A 22,507-nucleotide genomic window follows, 5' to 3' on the forward strand; every position below is an offset into this window, starting at 1 on the left:
GCCTCATGCCTCATTTCCTAATTTTCCGGCTCTGTTTTTTCATGATACTCTCTATGCCGGGGTTGATACAGTACCACGCCCTCATCACTGACGCTGATTCCACGACTGGCCCGGGAATAATTGACCACGTCCAAAATAGCATCCGCCAGTACATCCGTATCGTGCCGAATATAGCGTTCCTGTATAATTCCGACCAATTCCCGCTTAAACAACCGGATAGACGTGCCCGCAAATCGTGCTTCATCCAGCGGAACTGCTTCGGAATCCTGTTCTGTATACTTTGACAACAGCGGTGTATCCACCGGTTGTGTATTGACAATACAATAATCCAGGAAGTCTGGGCAGGTATGATCCAAAATAGCCTGCACGTGGTCAAAGGCAGTATACCCGTCCGTTTCTCCCGGCTGTGTCATAATATTATTGATATAAACCACCGGAACGCCGGATTGTTTAATACATTCCGTTAATTCCTGCACCGCCAGATTGGGCAAAACGCTGGTATACAAGCTTCCAGGGCCCAGGGTAATTAAATCCGCATACCGGATTTCATCCGCAATTTCCGGAACCAGGTGAATCGGCATATTGCCATACTTAGGACGAAGATATACTTTTTTAATCCGGCTTCCAAACCGATGCACACAATGCCCAATTTCCGATTCTCCTGTCACCGTCTGTCCACTTTCCAATTGGGCTACCAATTCCACATCAGTATCCGTCACCGGGAGCACCTTTCCTCGCACCCGAAGGACATCACTCACCTTCTGTACTGCGGTAACAAAATCTCCATCAAAGATCTCGTTCATCGCCGCCAAAAACAGGTTCCCAAAATTCTGCCCTGAAAGGCTTCCCGCTTTAAACCGATACTGCAAAAGCTTCTCCATAACCGGCTCCGTTTTTGCGAGCGCTAAAATACAGCTGCGAATGTCTCCTGGCGGCGGCATATTTAAATCCCGACGCAAAACACCACTGCCGCCGCCGTCATCTGCTACGCTTACAACTGCTGTAATATCCTCGGTGTACATTTTTAATCCTCTCAACATGGTAGAAAGGCCTGTACCCCCGCCAATGGAAACAATTTTTGCCTGCGCCCCCAGTGTTTTATGATTCTGACCCATATTATACACCCTTTTGAATATCCCGGTGAGAAATCAGTACATGATGCCCCGCTTGGGAAATTTTCTTATATAAAGCTTCCGCAATGGTAACACTGCGGTGATGTCCTCCTGTACATCCTATGGCAATCACCAACTGTGACTTTCCTTCTTTAATATAATGAGGAATCAAATACTCTATCATATTATCCAGCTTTTCCAAAAATTCTACACTCTGCGGGAATTCCATCACATAATCCCGTACGCAGGTTTCCAGTCCGGTATGATCCCGAAGTTCTTGAATATAAAATGGATTGGGAAGAAAACGGACGTCAAAGACAAGGTCAGCATCGAGCGGGATACCATATTTAAACCCAAAGGAAATCACGTGTACCATCATTCCTTCAAAATCCTTATCACTGCCATAAATAGAAATAATATGCGCTTTTAGCTGCGCTGTAGAAAGAAATGAAGTGTCAATAATATGGGTAGCCCGATGCCGCAGTTCATCCAGCAAAAGTCTTTCACGCCGAATTCCTTCAATAATACGCCCCTCTCCTGCTAGCGGATGACTTCGCCGCGTTTCCTTGTACCGCTTAATTAAAACTTCATCGGAGGCTTCCAGGAACAGAATTTCATAGTCATATCCAAGCTCTGCAAGCTGTTCTAAACTTCCGGAAAGCTCCTGAAATAATTTTCCGCCCCGAATATCGCATACCAGAGCCGCTTTATCTTGTGGATTTGCTGCCCGGTGATAAATTTCCGCAAATTTGGGAATCAATTCCGGCGGCATATTATCTACACAGTAATAGCCAATGTCTTCCAGAACTTTTACAACCTGAGACTTTCCTGCACCGCTTAATCCAGTGATAATTACGATTTTCAAATCCAATTCACTCCCCTGCTGCAGTTTCTTTTTTTTACAATATGGCTTTCTCCACTATTGTGCGTTAAAATTCTCCAATAAATTTAACTTCAGGCTGGAGTTCAATCTGAAACTTTTCTTTCACCTTTTCTTGAACCAATGCAATCAACTTTCGCACATCTTCCGCCGAAGCTCCCTGGTCATTTACCACAAAACCAGCGTGTTTTTTAGAAACCGATGCACCGCCAACACGCAATCCCATCAGCCCTGCATCCTGAATCAATTTACCCGCAAACGCACCTTCCGGCCGTTTAAAAGTACTTCCCGCACTGGGAAGATTGAGCGGCTGTTTTTCTACACGTTTTGCCGCCAGTTCATCCATTCTGGCACGTATCTTCTCCTTATCACCGTTTTGCAGTTGAATTTCGCATTCCAGAATGACACACTCCGGATGCCGTGCAAAAAAGCTATCACGGTATCCAAAGGCACACTCCTTAGCCGTCATAGTGCCGCGATGTCCCATGGAATCTAAATAAGTTACCTGCCGAACAACATCTTTCATTTCTCCGCCATAGGCACCGGCATTCATATAAACCGCGCCACCCAGCGTTCCGGGAATACCGGCAGCAAATTCCAGGCCAGTCAGGCAGTTGCCTAAAGCAAATCCAGCCAATCGGGAAAGCTTAATTCCCGCCTGGGCCTTCACAACCGTCCCAATTACATCACAGGCTCCAAATTCTTTACCAAGTTTTACAACCACACAGCGAATGCCCTTATCTCCTACTAAAACATTGGAACCATTTCCCAATATCATATACGGTATTTTCATCTGCCGAAGAAGTTTAATCACCGCCTCGGTCTGATTGACATTAGCAGGTTCGACCAATAAATCTGCCGGTCCGCCAATACGAAAGGTTGTATGCCGGCTCATGGGCTCATTGACATATACCATGGAGGCGCCCACTACCTCTGAAATTAATCTAACAATTGCCTCTGTTATCATTTCCATTTTCCTCCTAACCGCGCAATTCCTTTAAATAATCAGTAAACCGCGCCGCCGTAAGGTTCATAATCTGTTCCTCAGGGAAATCCACTTCTTTTAAAAGCTCAAGAGCATGATCAAATACGCCAATTTGAAAACTGTTATGCGCATCCGAGCTAACCACAATTTTTGTCCCAATTTTTTTACACACTTCAGCAATTTTCATACAATTTTCCCGGCTGCCATGTCTAACGCTAAAGGAATGATTATTAATTTCAATACATTTATTGTATTTTTTCGCCGCTTCCGCCACCGTCTCATAATCATAAGGGAAGGATGGATGTCCACTATGTCCCAGAATCGTTACATAGGGATTTTGTAATACATGAAGCCAAGTTTGTGTATGTTCCTCCACCGTTTTAGGCGGATAACAGGGCGCATGAATCGAAGCCACCATTACTTCCATTTGATCCTGCATTGATTCGGGAATATCCAAATGCCCCTGTACATCAAGAATATTTGCTTCCACGCCGAACAGCAATTTTACACCATCCACCTCTCTGGGAAGCTCATGCATGGTTTGAAAATGCCATATATGCGGCGCATCAGGCAATGCCGGGGCATGATCCGTCATGCAAAGCATTTCCAGTCCCCTTTTCTTTGCCATAGCCAGATTTTCCATGATCGTACCAAATGCATGCGTACTGCAATTGGTATGCGTATGTGTATCTACCAAAATTTTCATTTTACTTTATGCCTCCAAAATAAGCTTATCTTAATTTCCAAAACCGCTCATACGCTCGGCAATTCTACGGTTTAACTCCTCAGCCGCATTATAGCCCAACATTTTCTGGCGGTTATTCATAGCCGCTACCTCGAAAATAACAGCCAAATTCCGTCCAGGACGGACAGGTATAGTCAGCGACGGAATATCCAGGCCTAAAATGTTAGTATATTCATCTACCAATCCCAGCCGGTCATACTGTTTTCCGTGCTCCCAGGCCTCCAGATGAATGATCAGATCAATCTTCTCGGAATCCTTTACTGCGCCCATACCAAAAATATTTTTCACATCCACGATACCGATACCGCGAATCTCAATGAAGTGCCGAATCAAATCCGGCGCAAAGCCAACTAGAGACTTTGAAGAAACTTTTTTAATTTCCACAGCATCATCGGCCACAAGCCGGTGTCCGCGCTTAATCAGTTCAACAGCCGCTTCGCTTTTCCCAACGCCGCTATCACCCATAATCAGTACGCCTTGACCATAAACCTCCACAAGCACGCCGTGCCGGGTAATCCGAGGTGCCAACTCCACATTCAAATAAGCATTCAATGTACTGGTAAAATAAGAGGTCGGATGCGAAGAACGCAAAACAGGTGTATCATATTCCTCTGCCAGCTTCATCATTTCTGGCGATGCATTTCCATTTCTGGTCAATACCACCGCGGTCACATTTTTTTCAAACAGCCGCTTTAAACAGTTATATCTCTCCTCTGAGGTCAGCGTCGCTAAATAGGTATTCTCTACCATTCCAAATACTTGAATCCGCCGGGGATCAAAATAATCAAAAAAACCTGTAATCTGTAGTCCAGGGCGGTTCAAATCCGCTGTTTCCACCATAATTTCCCGATCAGGATAGTATAACTTATCCAGTTTCATTTCGTTCACAACCTTGGACAATTCTACGCTAAAATTTTCCATTTGCTCCACCTCTTTATTATACCTTACTTATCTTTCGGTATTTTCAAATGTGTTCTAAAGTATATTATGATACATTATAATATTATACTATGAATTTTTCTGTTTGGCAAGGGAAAATCCCACAGTCCAAGCCAATCAAAAGGGAAACAAAACAACAAAAACCCTATGCATTTTCTAAGGATTTTCGTATAATTTTGCCTACAACAAAAACAGACGAGATAAAAATAAAAAAATTTACAAAAAACGCTTGCATTCTCCATGGCTTTCTGCTATAATAGTTCGAGTTGGATTTAAGTTTTACGGTACTAAGGAGGTGTATCTATATGGCAAAATGCGAAATTTGCGGCAAAGGCGTTACCTTTGGTATTAAGGTATCCCACTCCCACCGGAGAGCAAACAAGGCTTGGAAGCCCAACATAAGACGAGTGAAAGCAATCGTTGACGGCACTCCCAAACGGGTGTATGCTTGCTCCAGATGTTTAAGATCAGGCAAGGTTAACCGCGCTGTATAGTTTTACACGTTTTAAATTATATTTCCACGCCTGGGCAAAACCGGCAATTGTTGTAAACCGTAGATAAAACTGTTAAAAAACTGTTTCCCTATATAGTGGAAACAGTTTTTCCTTTTACTCCTCTTCTTTTTTTCGATTGAGCATCCGTTGCCGCAATATATGTTTTAACTCCTCCAAACGCTCATAACTCCCTGCCCGCTTCAAGTTTGGAAAAGCCTGCATCAATCGCTGTCTACTAACCTCACTTCGGGCAATTAGAGTATAAAGTTCCAAAAGCAAATCCGCTTTATCTTGCAAATGCTTTTCATTTTTCTCAAAGCGGTATGCATCCAATCCAACTCGAAATTCTTCTTTTTTTCGCACCGCAGTGATCACACCGTCCGAAATACTTTCACCCATATCATCTGACAGAGCACGCAGCCGCGCACTCACCGCTGCCGCCATTTTCATAGCACGACGGAACCGTTGTAGATCCATAACAGTCGCTGCAAAATCAATCACCAATGCGCTGAGCAGTGCCGCGACCAAAGTCGCACCCAGCAATCCGGGTATCCAAGCCACCAATTTATACACCGCAGGGTGTAGCAGTTTAAGGATCAAAACACAGGCAACCCCCCAGAGCAGGGAAAATTGGAGACAAATATACCCTCGGAAGTTAAACGGTCGTTTGGAATAATCCCACCAATGCTGATGGTATACCTTTTCAAGTACATACCCCGTAAAATATTCTATCGCAGAAGTTAAAATCACGGATCCCAAAAATAAAAATAAAATATTATCCGCTACAGGAGTCAAGCAAAAGACCACCAAACAAACGCCAAAGCCATAAATTGGACATACCGGTCCATTCAAAAAGCCACGGTTAATAAACTTTCCTGTTTTGACTGCAGCAAATGCTACTTCCGCACACCAGCCCAGGCAGGAATAAATTAAAAAATACCATATATAAGAATACAAAGCAGACAATCTTATCACATCCATTATGTCTAAATCCAAAAACCCGGATTCGGTAACGATCCGGGTTTTTTGCAATCATATCCAAATATGAAACAACCATTAAAAAGCTTTCTTATAAATCTCAAGAATTTCTTCAGGAGAAGTGGGACGCGGATTACCGCCTGTGCAAACATCATTAAACGCCGCAACTGACAAATCCTGCAAATCTTCCTCTTTCACACCGATTTCACCTAACTTCTGCGGAATATCAATAGACAAAGAGAGAGCACGAACCGCATCGATTGCCGCCTTTACCGCTTCATCTTCCGTCATCTTCTCCGTACCTTCAACGCCCATCGCTTTCGCAATCGCGCGATATTTGGGTTTTGCAGGAGATTCCGCATTATATTCCAGTACATAAGGCAAAAGCAAAGCATTTGCTACACCGTGGGGTGTATCATAAAACGCTCCCAACGGATGCGCCATGGAATGCACAATACCAAGACCCACATTAGAAAATCCCATACCAGCAATATACTGCGCCAAAGCCATAGTCTCTCTCGCTTTGGGATCTCCGTTCACACTGTTGTACAAACTCTCATGAATTAACTCAATAGCTCGCAGCTCCACCATGTCAGAAAGCTCCCACGCCCCCGGTGTAATATAACCTTCGATAGCGTGGGTCAGCGCATCCATCCCCGTGGAAGCGCAAAGTCCTTTAGGCATTCCCATCATCAATTCGCTGTCTACAATAGCAACAACCGGAATGTCATGGGGATCTACGCAAACCATTTTCTTTTTATGTACTTCGTCCGTAATAACATAGTTAATGGTAACCTCTGCAGCAGTACCGGAGGTTGTAGGCAGTGCAATCAACGGAACACCTTTATTTTTAGTATCCGCAACACCTTCTAAAGAAACAACATCCGCAAATTCAGGATTTGCAATGATAATGCTGATTGCTTTTGCCGTATCCATAACACTTCCGCCACCGACTGCAATCAAGCCGTCTGCACCACATTCTTTATATTTGGCAACGCCATCCTGCACATTTTTCACTGTAGGATTTGCCTTAATCTCAGAATAAATTTCAAACGCAACGCCGCCTTCTTCCAGACACTGTGTAACCTTAGTTGCTACACCACAGTCCAGCAAAACTTTATCTGTTACAAATAAAATTTTTTTCAGTCCGCGCGCTTTCACTTCTGTAACGGCATTTTCTCTCGCGCCTGCACCAAAATACGATGTTTCATTCAAAATAAAACGATTTGCCATTTTTTATCCTCCTTTGGTTAAAAAATCAAATACAGCCCTTTGGCTTCTTTGTCATTATAACATAAGAAATTTAAAAAATCCAGTATAAAATAGACAAAAACCATCCGTTTTTTTTAGGAAATTAACCAAATTCCATTAAAAAATAATATATCTGTAACAACGCACATTTTATTCTCATTTTTAAGTGCATATTCTCCACCCGCCTCTTGACATTTAGACTAAAACAATGTATAATTGTTACAGAAATATTACAAGATATGAACAATTCAACAACAGAGGTGATTCCAATGGACAGTCAAATCATAAATTCCTCCGATGACAAAAACCTTCAAGCACTGAAACAAGAGGTAGAACAATTGGAGAATATTACTCTAATCGCAATTGAAAATCTGGAGGAAAAGCTCAGTAGTCTTCAGGACATAACCCCTGTATCAGACGATGAAAACTGGTCATCCAGATTAGACTCCATTGAAGTATATGCGATGGAAAAACTGCCTCCTCTTTCTGCCAGCATACGGCAGCTCAGTCCGGAGGAATTCATACACGAATAGCAAGCGATATCATATTTGACCACGCTAGAATCATTTTGGCAGCCGCATACAAACGGCTGCCATTTTCTATGTATTTTTAGGTTCCTATATGATTTCCCTGTTTTTTTAGCTATATTCGATTTCAGCATCTATCAATTTCGGCATCTAGCTCCATTGTAATATTCCACAGCTTTCCGGAAGCATAATCCATCATATAGGCCTTGCCATCCATCCGTTCAAACCGCAGTCGGGCGAGATCCGGTACAATCCCATAGGTACGGCAAAAAACATCATTTTTCATCAGCTGATAGGTTTTATCTTTAAATCCCTTCTCCCGCTGAGGGTGCACAAACGCCGGCAAAGGAACATTTTGATTATAACGGATAAAATCCTCACTTAAAGCTTCCCGAAGCGATTCGCCGTAAACCTCATACAGTATGCTATACAATTCTCGGCGTTTTCGCTTTCCTTTCTTTTCTGCCTGAACCAAAACACCCGCCAAAGTTTCAAAAACAGAGAAAGGACGGTCATCTTCTGACACAAGCTGTTTTACCGTTTTGACAAAAGCTCCGCTATTATAAAACATCTCTACTGCGGCCTCAATCTCCCGAAGTTTGCGCATAGAATCAGGATCCATCCATTTCGTAGAAATTACCTGATAAGGCGGAAACCCCTGCGCCACAATACCATCCATATGGCAAACAGGCGTTCCTGGCAATACTTTTAAAAATCCCAGCTGGAGCATATCTGGCTGCAGATGGTACACAAAATCAAACGATCGTCCAAAAGAAGCGTAGTCCTCATACGGCAAACCCGCAATTAAATCAAGATGAATATGCATGTTTCCATATTGCCGCAAATTCCAAATATTTTCCGCTATTTTTTTTAAATTACAGCTTCTTCCCACAGACTGAAGGGTCTTTTCATTTGCGGATTGAATCCCTATCTCTGCCTGAAATCTATCTTTTGGAGCACTTCCTAAAAGGGCAGTCAATTCCGGTGTCAGAATTTGCGGTTCCAGTTCCATATGAACACAGGTATTTCTGCTCTCTTCTAAAATAAACCGCAGGATTTCCATCGCACGAGAATTGTCATAATTAAAGGTGCGGTCAATCAGCTTTACCAAAGGGACTCCCGCCAAAAACAACATAGAAAGGCCTTTCTTTACATATTCCATAGGGAACGCCCTGACTGTTTTTTCTGCAGCAGAAAGGCAGTAGGCACAATGGAACGGGCAGCCCCTTGATGTCTCAAAATATACAATTTTTCCTTGAAGCAAAGGAAGATCTTCTTCTGTGTAAGGCAGCGGCACAGATGCAAGATCCAACTCTCGCCGAGGTTCAAAAGCCGCTCTTCTATGCATAAGTCCGGGAATCATGGGTAAAGCGTCCGGCAAAATACCATCTGCAAACCTGCCAAGAAGTTCTTTCAGCGTCTGTTCTCCCTCTCCAACCATTACGCCATCTATAAATGGATAAGATTTTAAAATTTCCTCCGCTCGGCATCCTGCCTCTGGACCGCCTAAAAAAACAAACGTATTCGGCACAGCCTTTTTCAACATTTCTGCCAGCTTCAATATGGGCTCCATGTTCCAGATATAACAGGAAAAACCATATACTTCCGCCTTCTCTTTCTCCAAAGAATCAAGCATATGCCAAATATTGTCATTTAAGCTAAATTCCGCAAGACGAATATCAAACTCTGGATTATATTGCTTCAGGTACCGGAGTGCCAAGGAAGAATGTACAAACCGTGCATTTACCGCAGTCAAAACCGTCTTCATTTTTTCTTCCGCTCCTTCAGCATTTGTCGTGAACCGTCAGGACGAATGATCTCAATATTATCCAGCTGTTTTTTCAAATTCCCCCGAAATGCCGCAATGTATTCCTGGCGCAGAGCCTGCTGCTCCTGTTTTTCCTGCTCATTCAGTCCTTCTTCCCGCGCTTTTTTGGCTAATTCGTTAATTCTGTCTATTTTCTTCTGCTCCATACCTTCTCCCTCACAAAATTCATACGGCGGATAACCTAAATGCTATCCGCCGCACTGATATTTTTATTCTCCAAATCCATCCGGATGATGCAGATGCCAGTTCCATGCCGATTCTATAATTGCATGGGCACTGGTATACTGCGGTTTCCAATCCAATTCTTTTTGTGCTTTTTCTGCTGAGGCAACCAAAACAGCCGGATCTCCGCTCCGCCTCTTTGCAATTTCAGCCGGGATCTTACAACCAGTCACCTGCCGCGCTAGTTCAACCATTTCCTTCACAGAAAAGCCATTGCCATTGCCAAGGTTATAAATACCACTTTTCCCGTCTTGGCGCATTTTTTCTAATGCCAAAATATGGGCCTGTGCCAAATCTGTCACATGAATATAATCCCGGACACAAGTGCCGTCCGGCGTTGGATAATCATCACCAAAAATGAATATCTTTTCTCTTTTTCCCAGGGCGGTCTGTAAAATAATCGGTATTAAATGACTTTCCGGGGTATGATCTTCGCCAATTTGTCCACTAGGATGTGCACCTGCCGCATTGAAATACCGCAATGCCGTATACTGAATACCATACGCAGAGGAACACCATTTCAGCATTTTTTCTACCGCCAGTTTCGTTTCCCCATACGGATTCGTAGGTTGGGTCAAATCCGTTTCCATAATAGGAATATTTTGCGGTTCTCCATATGTCGCCGCAGTAGAAGAAAACACGATACGAGAAACATGATATTCCCGCATTTTTTCCAGCAAACTTAACGTAGAAACCACATTATTCTTATAATATTTCAGTGGTTCTTCTACACTTTCCCCCACAAGAGAATCGGCTGCAAACTGCATGACCGCTTCAATGTCATTTTCACGGAATACTGTATCCATAAACGCCGAATCCCGCAAATCACCAATCATAAGCCGTCCGCCAAGCACCGCTTTTTTATGTCCTTTTTGCAAATTATCAACAACCACGACCTCTTCGCCGCGCTGCAGCAGTTCTGCCACAGTATGACTGCCAATATATCCCGCTCCACCGCAAACCAATACCGCCATATTCATTACCTCCTGGTTTTTTTCTTCTATTTCAGTTTACGCCAGAAGGAGATGTCCGTCAATATCAAATATTATACGCCATACCCCAAATTTTTAGCATCAAGACTTTAAAAAGCATTAATTCGCCGGAAATCATCCGGTGTTACCCCCTCCGCTTTTTTAAATACAGCACAGAAATAGCTGGGATCTTTAAACCCCACGGCTGCAGCCACTTCTTTTACCTTCATATTTTTAGGGGAACAGAGATAGTATTTAGCCATATTCAACCGTAAATGGGTGAGATATTTCAGCGGCGTAGTATCATAGACCTGATGAAACAGCCGGCACAAATGATTGGTGGTAACACCGATGGCCTCGGCCATATCATCCAACCCCAAATCTTCCTGATATCTGGTTTTAAGCATTTCTATTACCGGGCTGAGTTTTTCATACTTTTCATTCTGGGACAAACCGCTTGGCTGAGGGGTATTGTTTTTACATTCCCCCATTTTAATCAACAACTTATACATCAGCATTGAAGTTTTGATCTCTTTATCCGGATCATCACACCAAAACATGTCCGATACCGCGCTAACCTGAATATCAAAATCTTCCAAACTGTGAAGATGAAACACCTCGCTTTTACCAAAGCCCATATAATCCACAATGCTCTCTACCGCATTTCCCATAAAGACAATCCATTTCACGCACCAGGGCGCTTCAATGGGATAATACTCGTGGGGCACATCCGGGCGGAAAAAAAATGCATCACCGCGCTGGATGTCATGTTCTTCATTTTCAATTTTAAGAATTCCGCTGCCGCCCATACAGTACAAAACCTGATATCCCTGAAAACCGCAACGGCGGATAATCCGTTCCTGATGTTCATGTCCACCCATTCCAACCACATAAATTGGCAGAAGTCTAGTCCGGTTTAAAAGAATCGGTAAAATCATACCATCACCACATTTTCAAACTTTTTTTCAATTAGTCCTATTATACGACACCCACACAAAATTTTCAAGACTCAATTAAAAAAACTTGTATCTTTCCAAAAATTATGCTATACTAATTAGAAAAAGAATATATATGAATATCTCCCGTTTCTCCGCCCGCAGAGAAACGAATGAAGCCAATGCAGTGCGGGCAGAAAGGCAATGAATCTATTATGAAAGTATTACTCATCAACGGAAGCCCGCGGGAACATGGATGTACCTATACAGCACTGAAAGAAGCCGCTGACGCGCTGGAAGCGGCAGGCATTGAAACCGATTGGATCCAGGTAGGCAAAGAACCCATACGTGGCTGTATCGGCTGCGGAGGCTGTGCAAAATCCGGCAAAGGAGAATGTATATTCCAAGACGACCCTGTCAATACCACAATTCGCAAAGCGGCAGAAGCAGACGGATTTATTGTGGGAACTCCTGTACATTATGCATCTGCATCCGGAGCAATCACCTCTTTAATGGATCGGCTGTGCTATGCTGGAGGTAAAAATCTTGCCTACAAGCCAGCCGCTTGTATCACCAGTTGCCGCCGTGGCGGCGCCAGCGCAGCACTTGATCAGCTGAACAAATACTTTACTATTTTAAATATGCCCATTGTATCTTCCAACTACTGGAATATGGTACACGGTAATACACCAGACGAAGTCAGAAAAGACGAAGAAGGCATGCAGACCATGCGCCAGCTTGGCCGGAATATGGCATGGTTGCTTCATGCTATTGAAGCAGGCCGTGCCGCCGGGATTACACCTCCTACGCAAGAGCCCAAAATCAAAACCAATTTTATCAGATAAGGCTATGGAAACACTGCAGAACGCAATCTACAGTTTAGACTGGCTGATTTTTTCCGGTGTCCAAAAACTACACTGTGATTTTTTGGATGTACTGATGCCCTTTGTTACTATGCTTGGAAACGCAGGGATTTTCTGGATTATGCTGACCATACTGCTTCTTTGCTTTCCAAAGACAAGGCAGTGCGGGACCGCTATGGCTATCATGTTAATTCTCACACTTATATTGGGTAATTTGGTCTTGAAACCACTGATTGCAAGGCCACGGCCTTTTATGCTTCGTCCAGAACTAACCCTTCTGATTTCGGCGCCTACCGATTTTTCCTTTCCATCCGGACATACCTATGCTGGTATTGGTTGCGCTGTCGTACTCATCTATTACTACAAAAAAGCAGGAATTGCCGCTCTTTTTCTTGCGCTTTTCATTGCTTTTTCACGCATGTATTTACAAGTACACTTTTTTACAGATATTATAGGCGGAATATTATTAGGCACATTATGCGCCTTTTTTGCAATTCTTCTTACAAAATGGTTTGCGAAGATGAAAAACAAAAAACCGGATCGGGAATCATAAACTTCCCAATCCGGTTTTCTCATTTTCTACAGACTATGCCTGTACTGCTTCAGAGGCATCTGCAGCATTTTCTTTCTTTTTGCACACAAAGGCATTATTTTCCACCGTCACTACCACACTGTCTCCGGCTTTTACATTTCCTTCCAACATTTCCTCCGCAATCATATCCTCAATTTTACTTTGGATTGCTCTCCGCAAAGGACGGGCACCATAAACAGGATCAAAGCCTTCGTCTGCAATTTTCGAAATGGCTTCCTCTGTAAATTCAGCCTGAATTTTATTATCTGCCAACCGCGATGACAACTGTTTCAGCATCTTTCCAGCAATTTCACGGATATTTTCATTACTGAGTTGATGGAATACAATGATTTCATCAATACGGTTCAAAAATTCCGGACGGAAGGCTTTTTTCACCTCGGCCATCACATCCGCCTTAATTTCCTCATATCCGCGTTCCTCGGCTTCTTCATCAGCGGCTGAAAAGCCCAGACTTTTTCGTTCGGTGATTTGCCGAGCGCCCAAGTTCGATGTCATAATAATCACTGTATTTCGAAAATCAACACGTCTTCCCTGTGCATCAGTCAAAATACCATCATCCAAAATCTGAAGCAGGATATTAAATACATCCGGATGTGCTTTTTCAATTTCATCAAACAATATGACGGAATATGGTTTTCTGCGAACTTTCTCCGTTAACTGTCCACCTTCATCATAACCAACATATCCGGGAGGCGAACCAACCAGACGGGATACCGTGTGTTTTTCCATGTATTCAGACATATCAATTCGAATCATAGCCTCTTCATCGCCAAACATAGCTTCCGCCAAGGCTTTGGAAAGCTCCGTTTTTCCGACACCGGTTGGGCCAAGAAAAATAAAGGAACCTGTTGGACGCTTCGGATCTTTTAATCCCACACGACCTCGCCGAATGGCTTTGGCAACCGCCTTTACCGCTTCTTCCTGTCCAACTACACGCTGGTGCAAGATTTCTTCCAGCTTGAGCAAACGCTCACTTTCGGTTTCCTCCAATGTTTTTACAGGAATACCGGTCCACATGGAGATAATTTCTGCAATTTCATTTTCCGTTACCACAGCCTTGACCGCAGAATTGTTCTTTTCCCAATTTTTCTTCATATCATCAAGCTGTGCTTGTAGCGATTTTTCATCATCCCTCAACTTTGCAGCTTTTTCATATTCCTGAACCGTAATTGCTGCTTCCTTTTCCTGTTTGACCGCAGCAATTTTGTCTTCCAATTCCTTTACATCCGGCGGAGCCGTCAAACTTTTAATTCTAATTCTGGAGGCCGCCTCATCGACAAGGTCAATGGCCTTATCCGGCAAAAACCGGTCAGAAATATATCGAATGGATAAGTTTACAGCCGCCTCTAAAGCTGCATCTGTAATTTTAACACGGTGATGCGCTTCATATTTGTCCCGGATTCCCTTCAGGATCTGAATACTTTCTTCTGCCGTCGGTTCATCCAAGGTAATGGGTTGGAACCGCCGTTCCAAAGCTGCATCCTTTTCTACATATTTGCGGTATTCTTCCAATGTAGTAGCACCGATGACCTGAATCTCGCCTCTGGCAAGCGCCGGTTTTAAAATATTAGCTGCATCAATAGCGCCCTCCGCAGCGCCGGCACCTACAATAGTGTGCAGTTCATCAATAAACAAAATAATATTTCCTGCTTTATTGATCTCCTCCAGCGCCTTCTTCAAACGTTCCTCAAATTCACCACGGTATTTCGCACCTGCAATCATAGAAGACATATCCAGGGCAATTACCTTTTTGTCCTTTAAGATTTCTGGTACCTGTCCGCTGACAATTTTCTCTGCCAATCCTTCTGCAACAGCGGTCTTACCAACGCCGGGCTCACCAATCAAACACGGATTATTTTTTGTTCTCCTGCTTAAGACCTGTACTACCCGTTCAATGGCTTTGTCACGTCCAATGACCGGATCCAGTTTATCTTCCCGTGCCATCTGCGTCAAATCCCGGCCGAACTTCATCAATGTTTGCGTACTTCCGCCCTTTCCGGCACGTCCAGATTTCTCACCGGCTGAACCTGGCAATCCTTCTCCATCATCACCGGCGTTTTCATTAAGCAGACGAAGAATATCATTATACAAAGTCTGCGGCTTAATGCCCAGTTCCAAAAGTATCTGTACCGCTATACTTTCACTTTCACGAAGTAAGGCAATAAGCAAGTGCTCTGTTCCAATATAATTATGTCCCAGCCGTTGTGCTTCTACATAACTGCGTTCAAACACCCGTTTTGTCCGCGGTGTCGCTTCGGGCTGCCCTTCCTCAATTGGCTGCCCCACACCGTCAATTGCTGCAATTCGGTCTATAACCTTGTCATCTGTTAAACCGTTTGCTTCCAGAATTTTGCCAGCAACGCCTTCACCCTCTCGAATCAATCCAACCAGAAGATGCTCCGTGCCAACATAACTTTGACCCAATTCCAAAGCAGCTTCTGCAGCATTGGAAATTGCCATTCTTGCTCTTTCGGTCAATCTATTTTCAAACATTATGAACACATCCTTTCCCTGACAATCTCGGCTCTCTTAAGATCCCGCTCATTCGCATCCGGAAGATTATACTTCAGCATAATATTGGCAGGCAGAATCTCATAAGTTACCTCATTTAACTGTTCCAGCTTAATATTTTTTATAATTCCAAGCTCGATACCCATCCGGACATCAGACAGCCGCTTCATTGCCTCTTCCGATGACAAAAGCACTGCATGGCTCAGAATACCATAAGACCGCATCAACCGATCTTCCAACTTGTATTTGTCTGTGTTATACAGGCGGGTACGCATCTCTCTTTCTTTTCCGATCACACTTTCTACGATCTGTTTAAATTTTTCAAGAATATCTTCTTCGGCCGCACCCAAGGTCAACTGATTGGAAATCTGATAAAGATACCCTGTCGCTTTGGAGCCTTCACCAAAAAGTCCCCGCACAGTGACACCCAACTGACTCAAAGAATCAATCATCTGATTGATGGTCCCGCTGATGGTAAGTCCAGGTAAATGTACCATGACAGAGGCCCGCATTCCGGTCCCCGCATTGGTCGGACAGCAGGTAAGATATCCAATTTGCTCATCAAAGGCATATTCTACCGATTCCTCAATCAAATCATCCACCCGATCTGCCAGGGAAAAGCAGGCATCTAGATCAAATCCAGCTGCCATTGCCTGAATACGAATATGATCTTCCTCGTTAAGCAAAATGCTCAACCGATTGTCATCACTCAGCAATAAGCCACGCTTAATTCGTGAGTCCATCATTTGCGGACTAATTAAATGACGCTCCGCAATGGCCTGTTTTTCATAATCCTGCATAACAGAAAGGTCAATATATTTCACAGTATCCGCAAGTGTGCTTCCACTTTCCAAAACTGCATTTTTACAACGCGTAAGGACTTCCTCCTGCTGTTTTTCGTCCGCTCGGGCTGGAAACGGAATTCCTTTCAGATTCCGCGCCAGCCGTACCCGTGACGACAAAACTACATCACCGTCTTTGCCACATTCTGTATACCACATCATTTACGCCTCCTTATCATCCTTATCTTTCAGTTCCTTAATTTTATCCCGAAGCTCTGCCGCTTTTTCGAATTCCTGCTTCAAAACTGCTGCATTCAATTCCGATTCCAGCTTTGCAAGCTTCCGATCTCGCTTTAAGGCCCCTCCCATTCTGGAAGGCACTTTACCTACATGCTCACAGGTACCATGAATTTGCCGAAGTGGCCGTTCTAACCTGTTTCTAAATGTGCTGTAGCAGTCACCGCATCCTAAGCGTCCATCATTTAAAAAGTCTTCAAACAGCATTCCGCACACCGGACACGCATTATTCTGCAGCGTTGTCTCACCTGCCAGTGTCTTTGGTTTTCCTCCAAAAATTCCACCGAGGAAACCACCGATACCAAAATCCAAACCTGCTTTCATTTCCTGAAACTCCGGCGATTCCGCCGCACATTGTGTACACAGGTGCATCTCCTGTTTTTTCCCATTGATTATTTGAGTAATATGGCTTGTAGCTTCTCTTTCATGACATTTTTGACATTTCATAAATAATTCCTCCTTTTAAACCAAAGCAATTAAAATATTTTTCAGCATTTTTGCTCGCAAAACATCCTGCTCCGGCTGGCGAACCGGAATGGAGCGTTCACTTAAGGCCGCTAGCATAATTTTTGCCTCATTTTGGGTAATCCAATCATACTCGTAACAATTTTGTATTAATGCTTTTGCATCTGCGTATGAAAGATTCTCGCCAATAGCGTTTACCACATGCATGAGTCCGCTGCCTGACTTAGGTGATACACGTGTAATTCTGATGTACCCTCCACCTCCGCGCCGACTTTCTACAATATATCCTCGTTCCGGAGAAAAGCGGGTAGAAATTACGTAATTAATCTGCGACGGCACACAATGAAAACGATTCGCCAATTCGTTTCGTTTTAATTCAATTTCGCCGTCTTGCTCTGACATCATCTCCTTAATCCAAGTTTCAATCAAATTACTCAGCTTCACTTTTCTACCACCTCACCAGAAATTCATTTCCATTCAGCACCAACTTTTACTTTGAACGGATAAGGTCGTTTTTGACTTTGACTATCTTTGACCTTTGATTATATTATAACACGTTTTTTTAATTTGTCAAGACTTTTTTAAAAAAATTTTGTTTTAAAAAACAACGTTATTTCGAGGTTTTTTGCATCTATTCTATATTGTTTACAAAAAGTTAAAATTTTTGTCATAAAGCATTCACAAATTTTAATAGTCAAAAAGTCAAATTTAAACATTTTTCTTGTTTTTTCCAGCTTTTTCGACTATAATGGAAATATGAAAAATAGAAAGGAGGATGCCGCCATGAATGAAAGGGTAATACCGCTTCGCCGTTATACAGCCTTATGGATGATTCTTGGATTTATTCTCGGAATCTGGGCTGGATTGAACAGTCAAGAAGTTTTCGGTATCAAGGTTCATGGTCTGACCGTTTATACCGTTATCTTTACCGCTGGCGTCTCTCTCCTTCTTCTACTTGTCTGCCTTCTCTCGCACACCATTTTTGTAGGGAAGGATTATTTTGCCATAGTTTTAATTATGCTCAGTATCACCGCCGGCATGATTCGCGTTGATGCCTTTGATAACATAGAATCACGTCAGCTAAAAGAACTAGCCGGCACGACATGCACACTTACTGGTGTAATCACAAAGGATCCCGAAGCAAGCAATTCCGGAAAATCGGTTGGTTTTCCTGTTTTGGTTTACTATGCCGAAACTGCTTCCGGAATTTCACTGCTCAATGGGAAAATAATGGTATACATTAAACCAAACAATGTTTCTTTTCGTCGCGGCGATACGGTTTCATTTGAAGCCGCGCTCCAGGAACCGGAGGGAAAGATCTATGACAATTCTTTCAGCGTCCGGGAATATCTGTACCGGCAAAACATCTCCTTTTCAGTTTTTTCCAATAAAATTCAGTACAGTCAAACCACTATTCATCCCCGAAATCCACTTTATTATCTGGAAGGAATGGGACTTGCTTTTCAGAAAAGCGTGCTGCATTCCATCGAACAGAGTTTTGGGGAAAACTCACCTGAATCCGCTTTACTGAAGGGAATACTATTAGGATACCGCGAAGATTTTACTGAAACCCAATACAACCAGTTTGCAGACTCCGGCTTTATCCATATCACAGCTGTTTCAGGAATGCATGTCATGTTTTTGGCCGGATTCCTCACCCTGGTATTTCGGCGCCTACGTCTGCCGCACTGGCTTCTAGATCTTACATTGCTGCCCGCCCTGATTCTCTTTGCCTCTGCTGCCGCCTTTACCCCATCTATCTGCCGTGCAGCCTTGATGCTCGCCCTAATGCGTCTAGCTTACTGGTTCCAGCGCGAGCCAAACTCTCTGCATTCCTTAGCAGCTGCCGCTTTGATCCTTTTACTGATCAATCCTTATACACTAACCAGTTATAGTTTTCTGCTTTCTTTCTCGGCTGTTTTAGGAATTATTACCTTCGCTTCACCACTGCAAAAATTATTATCTATTCCACCTGTCCAGAAACCACGCACAATGCTTGCAGTTAAATTTATAAATACGTTAACTGCTTCTGCCGCTGTATCAACAGCCAGCAGCATTGGTATCGGATTTTTTACAGCAAAATTTTTCGGCCGTGTTTCCTGGGGAAGTATTATCGGAAACATTCCTATTTTATTTCTAGCTTCCTTTGCGTTTATCGGTGGATTTCTGAATTGGCTAATTTATCTTATCCTGCCTTCCGCGGCTGCTTTTCTTGCACAGGGGCCTCTGCGTCTTGTCCTCTGGATTATGAATCAGCTGGCCGCCTTCTTTTCCTTGCCGCTTTTTCGATTTCCCATCCCACGGCCGGCACTGTCTATACTACCCTTTTATATTGCAACCGCCTGGCTGCTGTCCCAATGCTTATCCCTTTTACTACACAAAACAAAAAAATGACGGAAGAAAAATCACCAAAAACAGTAATTTTCTCTTCCGTCTTGTAAAATCAACTAATGTGCAAGCAAAAATCTGCGAAGTTCTTCCACCGTATTAACCAGAAAGTCAGCTCCAGCTTCTTCCAATTCCCCCGGCTCTGCATATCCAAACCGCACTCCCAGCGAAGCGACTCCAAATTCGACCGCACCGGCGATATCCTGTCTTCTATCACCAATCATGAGCCCTTCTTCCAGAGGCGGATCAGAAAACTGTCGAAACACCTCCTTGATTACTTCCGCTTTTTTGCTGCGGCTTCCATCCAGTTCACTGCCCATCACCACATCAAAATAAGAATCAATGTTAAAATTTCTTAATATTTCCGAAGCAAATATCAATGGTTTTGAAGTAGCCAAAGCCACCTTTTTTCCTACGTGTTTCAGTTCATCTAGCATTTCCTCTACGCCCGGATACAGTTTATTTTCATAAATTCCAGTTTGGGCAAACCGTTCCCGGTATTTTTCCACAGCAAATTTTGCCTGTTTCATATCCATTCCATAAAATTCACAAAAAGAATCTATCAGTGGGGGGCCAATAACCCGATTTAAATTTTCCAGTTTCTCCTCAATACCGCAATGACGAAGCGCATACTGAAACGACTTGGTAATCCCTTCCTTGGGATCTGTTAAAGTTCCATCCAAATCAAACAATAAATATTGATACATATTTCTCTCCTTATTAAAGCTGAATAACCGGATTTTCCTTTGATTGTTTGTAAAGCACAAATTTACTTCCAATCATTTGCACAGTCTGCGCTCCTGTTTTCTGTGCCACCGTCTCGGCAGCTTCCCGAACGTCCATCATTGCATTTTCCAGTACATGCACTTTAATCAGTTCCTTCGCTTCCAGAGCAAGATTAAACTGCTCTATCATTGTTTCCGTAATACCGTCTTTTCCTATCTGATAAAGAGCGGGAATTGAATTGGCCATAGCTCTAAGCCGGGCGCGCTGTTTGCTTGTCAACATTTATCATTCCTCCTTCAGTTTTTCTTCCCACTGCGCCTGCTTAAACCCAACAAGCACAAAATTATCTGCCACAATCAAAGGTCTTTTTACTAACATACCATTTTTTGCCAATAAAGCATACTGCTCTTCTTCAGACAAATTGGAAATTTGTTCTTTCAAATTCATAGACCGGTAAAGCATTCCGCTGGTATTAAAGAAATTTTTCAGTGGCAACCCACTTCTTTTATGCCATTCTTTCAATTCCGCAGCAGAAGGATTCTGCTCTACAATATGTCTGTCTTCAAAGGAAATCATATTTTCCTCCAACCATTTTTTTGCCTTAATACATGTACTGCATTTAGGATATTCTACAAATAATACTTTCACAAAACCATCTCCTCATTCTTTTGTTTTCTTCTATTTAAAATCCAAAGTCCTATCAATAACAGCAACGGAAAAACAATGACCGCCAAAAGCCCTGCACGCAAGCCTCCGTCCTGTGTCATTTGAAGTGCTGCAAGCCATTGGGATCCGTTTTTGACAGCATACCCTGAAACAACACCGGCAAATCCTGGGCCGCTTGCACAGCCCATATCTCCGGCCAACGCCAAAAATGCAAACATGGCAGTTCCTGCTTGCGGAAATTGTTTTGCCGCAAGGCTGGTCACACCTGGCCACATTAACCCAACTGTCAGCCCACAAAGCGCACAGCCGGCCAGGGCAAGCATAGGCCAGGGGGAAAAAATTGTCAGTAAATAACAGCAAACACAACAAAATCCGCTGATTTTCAACGCATGATGTAAATCAATCTTATGTCCGTAAATCCCATAAAAAGTTCTACTGATTCCCATACATACAGCAAAAGCACATGGTCCCAGCAAATCACCCAATGTTTTGGAAACATGAAGCCCAGATTCTGCAAACAAAGACGCCCATTGCGCCATAGCCTGCTCTGCCGCTCCGGAACATAGCATTAAACAAAGTATAACCCAGAAAAGATGCTGACGGAACAAACTACGGGCCGGAGCCGGAGAGTTCCCATCTTCTTGCAAGGTACATAAAGGAACAAGCGCAAAAAAGAAAATATTAAACAGAGGGATCAGCGCCCAAAGCATGGGCAAATACCGCCAGCTGCTTGTGCCTATCACTACAAAATATAGCGTGGAAAGTAAAATGACACCCACATGCCCCCAGCAATAAAAGGAATGCAGTAAACTCATGCTAGATGCCTTCCGATCGCCTGGCAGAGATTCTACAATAGGACTGATAATCACTTCTGCCAATCCTCCACCTACTGCATTCATTCCCATGGCAATACACAAACCCATATAGGGACGAGATAAACAGTATGGTAACATTCCCATAGAAATCATGCCGATAAATGCCAATATATGTGATGCAAGAGCTGACACACGATAACCTATTTTATCTATCAGCTTTGCTGCAATCAAATCTGTGACCAGCTGTATACCAAAATTCATGGAAATCAGTGCGGCAATTGCCTCCATGGAAATATGAAATTCCCGTTGAAAGGTCACAAAAAGCAATGGCGGTAAATTATTCACTGCTGCCTGTGTAATATATCCAAGATAGCACGCCTGCCGTGTGTGCTTGTATTTTAATTTTTTCATTTCTGTAATCACCTTTGCCTAACCATAAATTTTACCAGCACATTATAGCAAATCAAAGAAAAAAATACAATGATTTCTTGGGATTATCTTGCATTTTAAAAGAAATATGGTATACTGAGTAAGA

The 22,507-nt window shown here is 43.1% G+C and carries 24 protein-coding genes; 5 read left to right on the forward strand and 19 right to left on the reverse strand.

Going from position 1 to position 22,507, the window contains the following annotated elements; translation table 11 throughout:
- Nucleotides 1–17 precede the first annotated feature (17 nt).
- From INF28_RS02580 to hprK, 5 genes are all read right to left on the reverse strand, one after another.
- Nucleotides 18–1,115 carry a gluconeogenesis factor YvcK family protein gene (locus INF28_RS02580; RefSeq protein WP_226391912.1) on the reverse strand — a complete coding sequence of 366 codons (1,098 nt, stop codon included), beginning with the start codon at nt 1,113–1,115 and terminating at the stop codon, nt 18–20.
- Between the two features lies 1 nt (nt 1,116).
- Complete coding sequence (gene rapZ, locus INF28_RS02585) at nt 1,117–1,977, reverse strand: RNase adapter RapZ (protein WP_226391913.1); 861 nt, start codon at nt 1,975–1,977, stop codon at nt 1,117–1,119.
- A gap of 64 nt (nt 1,978–2,041) precedes the next feature.
- A complete protein-coding gene (gene murB, locus INF28_RS02590) occupies nt 2,042–2,959 on the reverse strand; it encodes a UDP-N-acetylmuramate dehydrogenase (protein ID WP_226391914.1) in 918 nt (305 codons plus the stop codon).
- A 13-nt stretch (nt 2,960–2,972) separates the two neighbouring features.
- The gene (locus INF28_RS02595) at nt 2,973–3,683 is read right to left on the reverse strand and encodes a phosphatase (protein WP_226391915.1); all 711 of its coding nucleotides are present in this window, start codon (nt 3,681–3,683) and stop codon (nt 2,973–2,975) included.
- Nucleotides 3,684–3,713: 30 nt separating this feature from the next.
- The gene (gene hprK, locus INF28_RS02600) at nt 3,714–4,643 is read right to left on the reverse strand and encodes an HPr(Ser) kinase/phosphatase (protein ID WP_226391916.1); all 930 of its coding nucleotides are present in this window, start codon (nt 4,641–4,643) and stop codon (nt 3,714–3,716) included.
- A 323-nt stretch (nt 4,644–4,966) separates the two neighbouring features.
- Here hprK and rpmB point away from each other — a divergent pair, with 323 nt between their 5' ends.
- The gene (gene rpmB, locus INF28_RS02605) at nt 4,967–5,155 is read left to right on the forward strand and encodes a 50S ribosomal protein L28 (protein ID WP_226391917.1); all 189 of its coding nucleotides are present in this window, start codon (nt 4,967–4,969) and stop codon (nt 5,153–5,155) included.
- A gap of 114 nt (nt 5,156–5,269) precedes the next feature.
- Here the strand turns inward: rpmB and INF28_RS02610 are convergent, their stop codons facing one another.
- Both INF28_RS02610 and fucO read right to left on the reverse strand, forming a co-directional pair.
- The gene (locus INF28_RS02610; RefSeq protein ID WP_226391918.1) at nt 5,270–6,151 is read right to left on the reverse strand and encodes a putative ABC transporter permease; all 882 of its coding nucleotides are present in this window, start codon (nt 6,149–6,151) and stop codon (nt 5,270–5,272) included.
- A gap of 60 nt (nt 6,152–6,211) precedes the next feature.
- On the reverse strand, nt 6,212–7,366 hold the full coding sequence (fucO, locus tag INF28_RS02615; protein WP_226391919.1) for a lactaldehyde reductase: 1,155 nt from the start codon (nt 7,364–7,366) through the stop codon (nt 6,212–6,214).
- Nucleotides 7,367–7,623: 257 nt separating this feature from the next.
- Here fucO and INF28_RS02620 point away from each other — a divergent pair, with 257 nt between their 5' ends.
- Complete coding sequence (locus INF28_RS02620) at nt 7,624–7,917, forward strand: hypothetical protein (protein WP_226391920.1); 294 nt, start codon at nt 7,624–7,626, stop codon at nt 7,915–7,917.
- A gap of 121 nt (nt 7,918–8,038) precedes the next feature.
- Here the strand turns inward: INF28_RS02620 and INF28_RS02625 are convergent, their stop codons facing one another.
- The 4 genes from INF28_RS02625 to INF28_RS02640 all read right to left on the reverse strand — a co-directional run bounded on the left by INF28_RS02625 (nt 8,039) and on the right by INF28_RS02640 (nt 11,870).
- Complete coding sequence (locus INF28_RS02625; RefSeq protein WP_226391921.1) at nt 8,039–9,679, reverse strand: B12-binding domain-containing radical SAM protein; 1,641 nt, start codon at nt 9,677–9,679, stop codon at nt 8,039–8,041.
- Nucleotides 9,676–9,885 carry a DUF896 domain-containing protein gene (locus INF28_RS02630; RefSeq protein WP_226391922.1) on the reverse strand — a complete coding sequence of 70 codons (210 nt, stop codon included), beginning with the start codon at nt 9,883–9,885 and terminating at the stop codon, nt 9,676–9,678. Before INF28_RS02630 ends, INF28_RS02625 begins: the two co-directional genes overlap by 4 nt.
- A gap of 63 nt (nt 9,886–9,948) precedes the next feature.
- Entirely contained in the window at nt 9,949–10,935 is a 987-nt protein-coding gene (gene galE / locus INF28_RS02635) for a UDP-glucose 4-epimerase GalE (RefSeq protein WP_226391923.1), read from the reverse strand.
- Between the two features lie 107 nt (nt 10,936–11,042).
- Nucleotides 11,043–11,870 carry an AraC family transcriptional regulator gene (locus INF28_RS02640; protein ID WP_226391924.1) on the reverse strand — a complete coding sequence of 276 codons (828 nt, stop codon included), beginning with the start codon at nt 11,868–11,870 and terminating at the stop codon, nt 11,043–11,045.
- Between the two features lie 212 nt (nt 11,871–12,082).
- Here INF28_RS02640 and INF28_RS02645 point away from each other — a divergent pair, with 212 nt between their 5' ends.
- Nucleotides 12,083–12,712, forward strand: a complete 630-nt coding sequence (locus tag INF28_RS02645; RefSeq protein WP_226391944.1) for a flavodoxin family protein — start codon at nt 12,083–12,085, stop codon at nt 12,710–12,712.
- Between the two features lie 4 nt (nt 12,713–12,716).
- A complete protein-coding gene (locus tag INF28_RS02650) occupies nt 12,717–13,283 on the forward strand; it encodes a phosphatase PAP2 family protein (RefSeq protein WP_226391925.1) in 567 nt (188 codons plus the stop codon).
- A gap of 33 nt (nt 13,284–13,316) precedes the next feature.
- Here INF28_RS02650 and INF28_RS02655 read toward each other — a convergent pair whose 3' ends face one another.
- The 4 genes from INF28_RS02655 to INF28_RS02670 are packed head-to-tail and all read right to left on the reverse strand — an operon-like array spanning nt 13,317 to nt 17,821.
- Nucleotides 13,317–15,815: an ATP-dependent Clp protease ATP-binding subunit gene (locus INF28_RS02655; protein ID WP_226391926.1), complete on the reverse strand. Its 2,499-nt coding sequence runs from the start codon at nt 15,813–15,815 to the stop codon at nt 13,317–13,319.
- Nucleotides 15,815–16,837, reverse strand: coding sequence for a protein arginine kinase (locus INF28_RS02660; RefSeq protein ID WP_226391927.1), 1,023 nt, complete (start codon nt 16,835–16,837; stop codon nt 15,815–15,817). The genes INF28_RS02655 and INF28_RS02660 overlap by 1 nt, the downstream gene beginning before the upstream one ends.
- Complete coding sequence (locus INF28_RS02665; protein WP_226391928.1) at nt 16,838–17,359, reverse strand: UvrB/UvrC motif-containing protein; 522 nt, start codon at nt 17,357–17,359, stop codon at nt 16,838–16,840.
- Nucleotides 17,360–17,374: 15 nt separating this feature from the next.
- Nucleotides 17,375–17,821, reverse strand: coding sequence for a CtsR family transcriptional regulator (locus tag INF28_RS02670; RefSeq protein ID WP_226391929.1), 447 nt, complete (start codon nt 17,819–17,821; stop codon nt 17,375–17,377).
- 339 nt (nt 17,822–18,160) lie between these two features.
- On the opposite strand from INF28_RS02670, the gene INF28_RS02675 reads away from it, so the two are divergent.
- Nucleotides 18,161–19,771 carry a ComEC/Rec2 family competence protein gene (locus INF28_RS02675; protein ID WP_226391930.1) on the forward strand — a complete coding sequence of 537 codons (1,611 nt, stop codon included), beginning with the start codon at nt 18,161–18,163 and terminating at the stop codon, nt 19,769–19,771.
- A 53-nt stretch (nt 19,772–19,824) separates the two neighbouring features.
- Here INF28_RS02675 and INF28_RS02680 read toward each other — a convergent pair whose 3' ends face one another.
- Genes INF28_RS02680 through INF28_RS02695 form a run of 4 tightly spaced genes read right to left on the reverse strand, consistent with a single transcriptional unit; the run spans nt 19,825 to nt 22,383 of the window.
- Nucleotides 19,825–20,472, reverse strand: a complete 648-nt coding sequence (locus INF28_RS02680) for an HAD hydrolase-like protein (protein ID WP_226391931.1) — start codon at nt 20,470–20,472, stop codon at nt 19,825–19,827.
- Nucleotides 20,473–20,485: 13 nt separating this feature from the next.
- Complete coding sequence (gene yhbY, locus INF28_RS02685) at nt 20,486–20,773, reverse strand: ribosome assembly RNA-binding protein YhbY (protein WP_226391932.1); 288 nt, start codon at nt 20,771–20,773, stop codon at nt 20,486–20,488.
- A 3-nt stretch (nt 20,774–20,776) separates the two neighbouring features.
- Nucleotides 20,777–21,139 carry an arsenate reductase family protein gene (locus INF28_RS02690; RefSeq protein ID WP_226391933.1) on the reverse strand — a complete coding sequence of 121 codons (363 nt, stop codon included), beginning with the start codon at nt 21,137–21,139 and terminating at the stop codon, nt 20,777–20,779.
- The gene (locus tag INF28_RS02695) at nt 21,136–22,383 is read right to left on the reverse strand and encodes an MFS transporter (RefSeq protein WP_226391934.1); all 1,248 of its coding nucleotides are present in this window, start codon (nt 22,381–22,383) and stop codon (nt 21,136–21,138) included. Before INF28_RS02695 ends, INF28_RS02690 begins: the two co-directional genes overlap by 4 nt.
- Nucleotides 22,384–22,507: the final 124 nt, after the last annotated feature.

The organism is Ructibacterium gallinarum, from assembly GCF_014982785.1.
Classification (GTDB): Bacteria; Bacillota; Clostridia; order Monoglobales; family Monoglobaceae; genus Ructibacterium; species Ructibacterium gallinarum.